This is a genomic window from Limnohabitans sp. TEGF003, from assembly GCF_055395455.1.
The window spans coordinates 726,170-738,371 of the sequence record NZ_AP029225.1; the positions used below are offsets into that span (position 1 = coordinate 726,170).

The window sequence follows — 12,202 nt, forward strand, 5'->3', positions numbered from 1 at the left end:
ATGTCCAAGTACACACTCATCCAGATCCAGGGCAACCAGCAGACCGAAACCGCACTGCCAGGCACTCAGAGCGTTCAGGTGCAGGCCCGCACGGTTTATCGCCTGAAAGACGAACTGGGTGCACAGCCGCACAAACTGGCGCTTTGGCGTCGTGGTCAAGACCTGGTGCTGGAAGTGCAGGGCGTCAAGGTGCTGACGCTGCAGGGCTTTTATGCGCAGGCGCAAGACGCCGCGCAGGGCCCGCACTTCCTGCTCGACACGGGCGTGCCGGGTGACCCGTGGGTGGTGCAGGGCCGCACGCCGCAGCAAAAAATATCGGCCACTGAAGACCTGGTGTGGCGCTTGGACGACGACGTGGTCAACACGACACTTTCGCCAGAGCAGCTGCGTAGCGTATGGGCGCAGTCCGAGCTGACGCAACAACACCTGGGCGACAAGCGCTACATCGGCGATGAAGGCGCACGCCGTGAAATCCAAGACCTGCTCGATCGCTGGAAGCCAGCCAACGCCGCGCAGGACAAAGCTGCAGCCGTGACCATGACCGTCTCGAGAGTCGCTGCCGATGAAATTGGCGACTTGCTTATCACCGGCAGCGTCTCGGCCGGTCCTGTTTTTGCGGGCATCAAGCTGTTGGCCTACGACAGCACCGGTCAACTGTTGGGCAGCACCACCATCAAAGCTGACGGCACCTACAGCATCAGCGTGCCGCAAAAGGGCAACTACCGCGGCAGTGTGCTGCTCAAGGTGGTGGACGACAACGCCAGCGAGGTCAACTACGCCGACGAAGTCACCGCTGCCAGCAAAAGCCTCAACACCGTGCTGCGCGCGCTCGGTGTGGCCCAGGAAGGCCAGACCCTGTTTGAAGTCACCGGCCTGGACAGCCACATCATCATCCACATCACACCGCTCACTGAGCTGGCCGTGCGCCAGGCCGGCGTGAACGGCGATGTGGCTGCCCCCGTGGCCGACGCGCTGGCCGCCAACGCCAACGTGGCCCAAGCCTTTGGCCTGACGGGCATCGAATTGACCGGTCCAGTCACCACCACCAACAGCGGCAACTTTGATGGCCGTGACGGCCTCTCCGACGAAGAAAAATACGGTCTGGCGCTGGCCAAGCTCTCGGGTTTAGACGCTCTCAATGGCGGCAGCGTTGGTACCACGCTCGACATCCTGACTGCCAACCTCAGTGGCAACGCCCTCACAGCCACCGGTGCACGCGTCCTCGACCAAGGCCGTGCCCAGGCGCTCGCTGCCCTCAAGGTCAGCGACAGCACCTTCAACGCCGGCAACGGCGACACCGACCACGACACCCTGCTCAACCGCCAATTGCTGGGCGACATTGTGGTCACCAGCCAAAGCCTGAACAGCGACGGCAAACTCGTCATCACCGGCACCGCTTTGGCTGGCAGCATCGTCACCGTCACGTTGCCCAACGGCGACACACAAACCGTCTCAGTGGACGCCAGCGGTCAGTTCAGCCTGACCTCGGCCAACGCCCAGCCCGCGCTCGACAAGCCGCTGCAGCTTGCCGGCAGCGACGCACTGGCTGCGCCGGTGCAGAGCGCCGCGCCCAAGGCGCCCCTCATCGAACAAAGCAATGGCCGCCTCATCAGCGGCGTGGGCGAACCCGGCACCACCGTCGAAGTCTTTGGCGCAGACGGCACTTCGCTGGGCACCGCCCAAGTCGATGAACTGGGCAACTGGACACTGATTCCTGCCACCGCCGTGCCCGTGGGCACCGCCCTGCGCGCCACCGCCACAGACGCCAACGGCAACGCCTCCGGCCCCGGAGCCGGCACCTCGGCCGACGCACTGATCACCACCATCCCCGAAGCCAGCGACGCCTACATCAACGCCGCAGAAAAAACCTCCGACGGTGGGGTGCCCGTGCTCGTCAGCCTGCCTGCCAGCGCCGCAGATGGCGATACCATTACCACGGTGCTCAAGCGCCCTGATGGCAGCAGCGTCACCCTCAGCGCTGTGCTCAGCGCCGCTGACATCGCGGCTGGCGCCATCACCCAACTCGTGCCAGCCGCCAACCTCAGTGCCGACGGCCTCTACCAAACCAGCACCACGCTCAGCAACACCAGCGGCATCAGTGCGCCCAGCGTGCGTCAGTTCCTGCTCGACGCTACAGCTCCCGCTGCGCCGGTCATCGCGCCTTGCAACGGTCAGGTCATCAACGGCACCGCAGAACCTGGCACCCTGGTTGAGGTGCGTGACGGCAACGGCAGTCTGATCGGCATTGCAGGTCCTGTAGGTCCTGACGGCAATTGGACTCTCGTGCCTGCCCGCCCGCTGGCCGACAACACCCCCCTCACCGCCACTGCCACCGACTTGGCCGGCAACACCAGCGGCCCCGGCAATGGCAGCGTCGACATCGAGGCACTCATCATCACCGGCGCAGTTGACAACGTTGGCCCCAACACTGGCCTGATCTTCGACGGTGCCATCACCAACGACGCAAGCCCCCAACTGGCGGGCAGCCTGGGCACCCCGCTGGCCGATGGCCAGAGTCTGGCCATCTACCGCAAGCTGGGCAATGGCAGCTACGAACTGGTGGGCAGCGCCAGCGTCAATGGCACCAGCTGGACCTTGCAAGACAGTGGCCTGCAAGATGGCAGCTACACCTATGAAGCGCGCGTCATGAACGGCAGCAAGCTAGTGCAAAGTTCGGGCGAGTTCAACCTCACCGTCATCACAGCCGCGCCTGCAGCCCCCAACACCACCGTCCCCGAGGCATCGGGCAACCAGCTGGTCAATGCAGCCGAAAAAGCCTCCGACGGTGGCGTGCCCGTGGTCACCCAATTGCCTGCAACAGCCGGCGTGGGCGACGTGATCACCACCACCGTCACACTGCGTGACGGCAGCACACTCACACTGAGCACCACGGTCAAAGTGGCCGACATCCAGGCCGGTCAGATCAGCCAGCTGATTCCTTCAGACCAGCTCGCCACCGACGGCCTCTATCCCGTCAGCACCACCTACACCTCGTCCGTCACTGGCTTGACCAGCGCGCCCACCGACAGCAGCTTCACGCTCGACACCGTCGGGGGCGGCTCGCTGCCGGGCCTGAACATCCCCGACGCCCCCAAAGGCGTCAATGCCACCGAAGCGGCCAACGGCGTCGAACTCGTCATTGCGCTGCCGTCCGACGCCGCAGCGGGCGACGTGGTCACCACCGTGGTCACCGACCCCAATGGCCGCGTCATCACCCTTTACACCAAACTCACCGACGCGGAAATCAACGCCGGTACCGGTACCATCACCCAGACCGTGCCGCAAACCGACCTGCAATCGGCAGGCGCCTGGCTGGATGGCCGCTGGGCCACCGCCACCACCGTGGGCGACGAAGCCGGCAACGTCAGCCCGGCACAAGCGGGCAGCTTCCAGCTCGCCGCCACCCCGCCAACGCTCAGCCTCAACACCGTGGCCGGCGACGACATCGTCAACGCCGTTGAACAGCAGGGCGACGTGGCCCTGACCGGCACCACCAACGCCGAACCCGGCCAGAGCGTCACCATCACCCTGACCGGCCCCGGCAACACCAGCCTCACCTACTACGCCACCGTCCAGCCCGACGGCTCATTCAGCACCAACGTGCCGGCGTCCGCCATGGCCAGCCTGACCGATGGCAGCTACACCCTCACGGCCAACGTCAGCAACGCCGCTGGCACACCCGCAGTACCCGCCAAAAAAACGCTCGCTGTCGACACCGTCGCGCCCACAGTCACCATCACGGCTGTTGCGGGTGCCGACAATGTCTTCGACGCCGCCGAACGCGGCTTTGACACCAGAAACTACACCCTGAGCGACACGGTCCCCACGCCGCCCACCATCAGCGGCACCACCAACGCCGAAGCGGGCCAGACCGTCACCGTCCTCATCGACGGCCAAAGCTACAACGCCACCGTCATCGCCGGCCCTGGCGGCCCTGGCGGCTTGAACACCTGGTCGGTGCAAGTGAGCCAAGAGACGGCCAAAGCCCTGATCCACGGCACCACCTACCCGGTGAGCGCCAGCGTCAAGGACCTGGCCGGCAACCCCTCGGCCCCCGACACCGAAACCCTGAGCGTCAACATCGCCCCGCCCGACGTGCCCACCGTGGTGCAAAACCTCTCGGGCACCGACACACCCACTGTCACCGGCACCGCGCAAAAGCTGGACGGCAGCAACAACCCGATTGCGCTGTCCAACGGTGATGTCCTCACCTTCACCCTCAATGGGGTGACCGTCACCGCCACCATCGACAGCACCTCCGGTAACGGCACCAGCAACCCCGGTGTCAGCTACGACCCCGTCACCAAAGCCTGGGCACTGAACACCACCACTGCGACCGAAAGCGACGGCGACGTCATCGACTTCGCCCTGCAAGACGGCACTTACAACGTCGGCGTCAGCGTCGCCACCGGTGGCAGCACCAGCGGCCGCAGCGACATCAGCACGGGCGAACTCGTCATCAACACCGTGCCGCCCACCCTCACGCTCAACGCCGTCTCGCCCGATGCAGACGGCGACAGCGTCATCAATGTGTCCGAGCAAAACCAGACCGTCGCCCTGACCGGCACCACCAACGCCGAACCCGGCCAGACCGTCACCCTCACGCTCAATGGCCAGACCTACACCGCCACCGTCGAAGCCGGTGCCAGCGGCGCCGCCAACACCTTCAGCGTGCAAGTGCCAGGCAGCGCCATCGGCCAACTCGCCGACGGCACCGCCATCCTGCAAGCCAGCGTCACCAACCGCTTTGGCCTGACCGGCAACGACACCGAAGCCATCACCGTCGACACCACTGCCCCCAGCGCCCCCGCCGTGGCGTTGCCCGAGGCCCCTGCTGGCGTCAACGTAGCCGAAGCCGCCAGCAGCGGCGGCACCCCCATCGTGCTCACCCTGCCTGCCGACGCGCAGGTGGGTGATGTGGTCACCACCACCGTCACCAAGCCTGACGGCAGCACCCTCACGCTCACCCACACCATCTTGGCCAGCGAACTGCCGGCAGGGCAGGGCGGCACCGCCACCGGCACAGGCCCTTTCACCGTCACACAAACCATCCCCACGGCCGAGCTCAATGTGGACGGCCCCTGGACCACCAGCACCACCCTCACCGACGCAGCGGGCAACACCGGCGCGCCCGGCACCGGCGCCTTCACGCTCGACACCACCGCCCCCGGCCAGCCCGGTGTGGCCCTGCCCGAGGCGAGCGACGGCGTCGTCAACGCCGCAGAGGCCGCCAGCCTGGGCGGCACGCCCGTGGTCACCACCTTGCCCGTCAACGCTGCTGTGGGCGACACCGTTACCACCGTCGTCACTGCGCCCGACGGCACAAAACTCACACTGACCAGCGTGCTCACGGCTGCCGACCTCAGCGCCGGCACCATCAGCCAGCTCATTCCCAGCAGCGCCCTCACCACAGACGGCGACTGGACCACTCGTACCACCGTCACCGACGTGGCCGGCAACACCAGCCCGGCGCGTGCAGGCACCTTCGCGCTCGACACCACCGCACCCGCCGCACCTGCTGCCACTCTGGCTGACGCCAGCGACAGCGGCACCAAGGGCGACAACACCACCAACGACACCACACCCGGCATCAGCGGCAGCGGCGCCACACCAGGCGATACCATCACCGTCACCTTCCCTGGTGGCGAAGTCGAAACCGCCGTTGTTGACGCAGACGGCAACTGGAGCGTCACCCCCGACAACGCCCTGAGCGAAGGCCTCAACAACATCCAGGTCACCGCCACCGATCCGGCCGGCAACGTCAGCGCACCCACCACAGTGCCGGTGCGCATCGACACCACAGGTCCGTCCACGCCCGCCGCCCCCGACCTGCTGGCCAGCAGTGACACCGGCCGCAGCAGCACCGACAACGCCACTGCCGACAACACCCCCACCTTCAGCGGGACCGGCACGCCGGGCGACACCATCACCGTCTACAACGGCAACACCGCCCTGGGCACCGCCGTCGTGGATGGCAACGGCAACTGGAGCCTCACCGCCCCCACCATGGCCGACGGCGTGCACAACATCAGCACCACCGCCACCGACCCGGCTGGCAACACCAGCGCCCGCAGCCCGGCCCTGGCGGTCACTGTCGACACGCAAGCCCCCGCCGCCCCAGCCGCCGACGTGGCCGCTGCCAGCGACACAGGCACCAGCAACACCGACAACATCACCAGCGACAACACGCCCACCATCACCGGCGGCAGCGCCACCCCGGGTGACACCATCACCCTCAAAGATGCTGCGGGCAACACCCTCGGCTCGGCCGTTGTTGCGGCAGACGGCACCTGGGCCATCACCCCCACCAGCCCACTGGCCGACGGCACGCAAAACCTCAGCGTCACTGCCACCGACCCGGCCGGCAACGTCAGCGCACCCGGCACGGTGCCCGTCACCATCGACACCACACCGCCCGCCGCGCCTGCGGCTGCGCTGGCGGTTGGCAGCAACAGCGGCCTGACCACCGACAACGTCACCAACGACAACACGCCCACCATCACTGGCAGCGGCGCCACGCCCGGCGACACCATCACCCTGTACGCGCCCGACGGCACCACCGAGCTTGGCACCGCCGTGGTGGCCAGCAACGGCACCTGGAGCATCACACCCACCACCGCCCTGGCCGACGGCCCGCAAGCCCTGAGCGTCAAGGCCACCGACCCGGCTGGTAACGTCAGCCCCTCCACGCCGCTGCCTCTGGTCATCGACACAGCCGTGGCCGCCCCGGTCATCAGCCCCACCAACGGCGCCGTCATCAGCGGCACCGGCGAGCCCGGCGCTACTGTCACCGTCAAGGACGCAGCAGGCACCACCATCGGCACCGCCACCGTCGCCGCCGACGGCAGCTGGAGCCTCACGCCCACCACGCCGCTGGCCGACGGCACCGCGCTCAGCGCCACCCAGACCGATGTGGCCGGCAACCTCAGCCCCGCTGACAGCGAGACGGTTGACACCTCCATGCCGCAGATCAACCCGACCAACGGCAGCACGATCACTGGCACCGGCGCACCCGGGCACCAGATTGAGCTGAAAGACAACAGCGGTAATGCCATCCTGGGTACCGACGGACAGCCTCTTGTCGTGACCGTCGCACCAGACGGCACCTGGACAGCCACCCCGCAAACGCAGCTGGCCAATGGCACCGTTGTGGTTGCCACAGACCTGACCAGCAACAAGACTGACAGTGAAACCGTTGACCGCACCCCGCCCGCCGTGCCCACGCTCGACCTGGTCGCCAGCAGCGACACCGGCACCAGCAGCACCGACAACCTCACCAGCGACAACACGCCCACCGTCTCGGGCACCGGCACGCCTGGCAGCACCGTCAAGGTTTATGACGGCACCACCTTGGTGGGCACTGCCATCGTGGCTGCTGACGGCACCTGGACGGCCACGCTGTCTACCTTGACGAATGGCACGCACAACCTGACTGCCACCGCCACCGACAAAGCGGGCAACACCAGCGCGGCCAGCAGCGCTCTCCCCGTTGAGATCGACACCACCGCCCCCGCAGCCCCCGCCGCCGACGTGGCCACGCTCAGCGACACCGGCGCAGACAGCGACGACAACATCACCAGCGACAACACACCCACCATCACTGGGGCAGGGGCCACGCCCGGTGACACCATCACCCTCCAGGACGCCAACGGCAAAGTGCTCGGCACCGCCGTGGTCGACAGCAACGGCGACTGGGCCATCACGCCCACCGCCGCGCTGCCCGATGGCGAGCAAGACCTCCGCGTCACCGCCACCGACCCTGCTGGCAACACCAGCGCCCCCACCACCGTGCCCGTGACCATTGACACTCAGGCACCTGCTGCACCGGCTGCCATCCTCGACCCGGCCAGCGACAGCGGCATTGCCGGTGACAGCATCACCCGAGTCACCCGTCCCGTCATCAGCGGCAGCGGCGCCACCCCTGGCGACACCATGACCCTGTACGCGCCCGATGGCACCACCGTGCGGGGTACCGCCCAAGTCGACGAAGAGGGCAACTGGGCCATCACGCCCAATGCCGCCCTGGTAGAGGGCCCGAACGCGCTCAAAGTCACCGCCACCGACCCGGCTGGCAACGAAAGCGCGCCCACCACTGTGCCGGTGACTGTCGACACCACCGTGCCTGCCGCCCCGGCCGCCGACGTGGCCGCCGTCAGCGACACCGGCACCAGCAACACCGACAACAACACCAGCGACAACACCCCCACCATCACCGGTGGTGGCGCCATGCCCGGTGACACCATCACCCTCAAGGACGCGGCTGGCGTCACCCTCGGCACCGCCGTGGTCGCCGCCGACGGCAGCTGGAGCATCACGCCCACCACATCGCTGCCCGACGGCACGCAGAACCTCGCCGTCACCGCCACCGACCCGCAAGGCAACACTGGCCCGGCCACCAGCGTGCCCGTGACCATCGACACCACGGCTGGCACCCCCACTGGCGCCCTGGCCACAGCCAGCGACACCGGCACTTTGGGCGACAACCTGACCCGGGACAACACCCCCGAGATCAGCGGCACGGCCGACGCCAACGCCGCCATCAGCGTCCTCATCAACGGCCTGACCTACACCACCACCGCCGACGCCGACGGAGACTGGTCCATCGACCTGGCCACCGCCATCCCAACAGGCGCCAGCGCAGCCGCACCGGCCCTGGCCGACGGCAGTTACACCCCCGTCATCACCGCCACCGACCCCGCCGGCAACAGCATCACCGCCAACGGCACCGCCTTCACGGTCGATGCCACGCCGCCCGCAGCGCCCGCCATTGCCCCCACCAACGGCACCCTCATCACCGGCAGCGGCGAGCCTGGCGCGGTGGTCACCGTCAAAGACGCGGCCAACAACGTCATCGGCACCGCCACCGTGGCCGCCGACGGCACCTGGAGCCTGGACCCCGCCACCGACGTGCCCAACGACACCGAGCTGACCGCCACCCAGGCCGACCCGGCCGGCAATGTCAGCGCCCCCGGCACCGAAACGGTCGACACCACGCTGCCCGACGCCCCGGTCATCGCGCAGGCCAACGGCTCTGCCGTCAACGGCACCGGCGAGCCCGGCGCCACCATCGCGCTCACCCTGGCCGACGGCACCGTGCTGCGCGACGCCGGCGGCGCACCGCTCACCGTCACCGTGCAACCCGACGGCACCTGGAGCGCCACCCCTGGCGCCGCCCTGGCCGACGGCGCTGTGGTCAAAGCCACGCAAACCGTTACACACAACGGCAACCTCTACACGGCCTACGACACCGAAACCGTCGACGCCATGCCCCCGGCAGCGCCTGCGGCCGACGTGGCCGCAGCCAGCGACACCGGCAGCAGCAACACCGACAACATCACCAGCGACACCACCCCCGAAATCAGCGGGGCAGGGGCCACGCCCGGCGACACCATCACCCTCAAGGCACCCAATGGCGACGTGCTCGGCACCGTCACCGTCGCGCCTGACGGCAGCTGGAGCATCACGCCCAGCCTGCCGCTGGCCGAAGGCCCGCAAAACCTGACCGTCACCGCCACCGACCCGGCCGGCAACGTCAGCGCACCCACCACCGTGCCCGTCACCATCGACACCGGTATCGTCAACCCCACCGGGGGCCTGGCCAGCGCCAGCGACACAGGCACCCTGGGCGACAACAAAACCAAGGACACCACCCCCGCACTCAGCGGCACGGCCGAGCCCGGTGCAGCGGTTGAAGTGACTGTGGGCGGCGTCACTTACGCCACCACAGCAGGCAGCGACGGTGCCTGGAGCATTCCGGCCACCAACACCCTGGCCGACGGCAGCTACACCCCCAGCATCAAGGTCACCGACGCGGCAGGCAACACCGTCACCACCAACGGCACGCCCTTCACGGTAGACGCCACAGCACCGAGCACGCCAACGCTCACCAGTGCCTACGACAACGTCAGCGGCGGCGCTTACAACGCCGCGTTGACCAACAACCTCACCAACGGCGGCGTCACCAACGACGCCCAGCCCACGCTCACCTTCACGGCCGAGGCGGGCAGCACCGTCAAGGTCTACGACGGCACCCAACTGCTGGGCACCGCCACCGAAGGCCCCGCAGGCACCTTCAGCTTCACGCCCACCACGGCACTGAGCCAAGGCGCGCACAGCTTCACCGCCACCGCCACCGACGCGGCAGGCAACACCAGCGGCGCGACCGCGCCCTTCACCACCACCATCGACACGCAGGCCCCCGCCGCCCCCGGCGCGCTGGCCGTGCCTGAAGACAGCAACGGCGGCGTCAACGCAGCCGAAGTCGTCTCAGGCGGCGGCGTGCCGGTCTCTGTGCCGCTCACCACCACCGGCGCCAACGCCGTGCAAGCCGGCGACGTCATCACCCTCACGGTGGACGACCCGAGCACCAACGCGCCCATCGCCATCAGCTACACCGTCACCGCTGCCGACATCACCGCCGGCACCGCCAGCGTGCTCGTGCCCACGGCCAGCATACCGGTGGACGGCACCTACAACCTCAGCGCCACCATCACCGACCCGGCCGGCAACACCAGCCCGGCCAGCACCGGCAGCTTCACGGTCGACATGACCGCGCCGGCTGCTGGCACCGGTGCGCTGGCCAGCGTCAGCGACACCGGCACCGTGGGTGACAACACCACCAACGACAGCACACCCGTGCTCTCGGGCACAGCCGAGGCCGGCAGCACGGTCGAAGTCACCGTCAACGGCAACGCCTACGCCGTCACGCCCGATGGCAGCGGCAACTGGACGCTCGACCTGCAAACCGCCATCCCGGTGGGCGCCACGGCCCCGGCCACAGCGCTGCCCGACGGCAACCACACCCCCACCATCAAGGTCACCGATGCCGCTGGCAACAGCACCACCAGCACCGGCACGGCTTTCACGGTCGATGCCTCTGCGCCGGCCGTGTTGGGCGACCTGGCCACCGCCAGCGACAGCAGCGGTACGCTGGCTGGCGTGACTGTGGGTAACAGCACCGACAACATCACCAACGACACCACGCCCGCCTTCACCGGCACGGGCGAGGCCGGCAACGTCATCACCCTGGTACTGGCCAACGGCACCTACCAAACCACGGTGCAAAGCAACGGCAGCTGGACCATCGACACCGGTAACGTTACCGCCGGTGCATTCACAGCCGGCAACGCCAACACCTACGCCACCTTCACCACCGGTGAAACCGGCCTGACCAACGCGCTCGACCTGCACCTCACCAGCGCCAATGCCTTCACGGACAACGCCAAAGCCTTCAATGTCAGCGTTACCGCCACCGATGCCGCCGGCAACAGCGCCAGCGTCACTATCCCGGTCACCATCGACACCATCGTCACCGACCCCACCATCAACATCACCAATGGCATCAGCCCGGTGACGGGCACGGGCGAGGCGGGCGCGAGCGTGGTGCTCTACCAGAGCGTGCAGTTGGCCACCAGCAGCAGCGGCATCACGTTCGATCTGGCCAACGGCACCTGGACCGCGATCGTGGACCCGCTTACCAGCGGCCACGTCTTCACCACCAGCAAGCCGCGCGACTACGTCATCACCAGTGAAACTGCGGGCACTGGAGCCGACGAGGGCAAGGTAATCGTCAGCGGGACGATCAGCAGTGCAGGAATCACCGCCCTCAGTGATGGCCAAAGCTTCGCGCTGTACGACAGCGTACAGACCGGAAACGTCGTGACGGTGGACGCCAACGGCAACTGGAGCGTGAGCTTCTCCGACCCGCTGCCCGACGGCACCTTCCTCACCGTCAACTCGGTGGACCTGGCCGGCAACATCGACCCGCCGGGCGTCGCTATTGTTCAGACCAACAACAGCATTCCGTTGATCAACCCGACCAACGGCCAGTTGATCACCGGCACGGGCAAACCGGGTGACGAAATCGAAGTCAGCTTCCAGCTGGACGGGCAAACCATCACCCTGGGTCCCGTTACCGTCATGGATGACGGTACCTGGACCATTGACCCGCCGGCAGGCCAGGAGCCGCCGCACGGCACCGTGCTCACCGCCAAAGACCTCGACACCAACGGCACCAGCAACGCCACGGTGGACGCACTGCCGCCTGCCAAGCCCACCATCGACCTGGCCCCGGCCAGCGACAGCGGCGTCAGCAACAGCGATGACCTGACCAACGACACCACGCCCACGCTCACTGGCACTGGCGAGGCGGGCAGCACCATCACGATTTTCGACGGCGCCACCCCGGTGGGCACCGCCATCG

Annotated in this window: 1 protein-coding gene (only partly in view); it reads left to right on the forward strand. The window is 67.7% G+C overall.

Going from position 1 to position 12,202, the window contains the following annotated elements:
- Positions 1-12,202, forward strand: partial view of an Ig-like domain-containing protein gene (locus ACZ5RT_RS03640; RefSeq protein ID WP_464453533.1) — the 5' end (the start) only. The gene runs 16,034 nt beyond the window's last position; only the first 12,202 of its 28,236 coding nucleotides appear in the window; the start codon lies at positions 1-3; its stop codon lies off the right edge, out of view.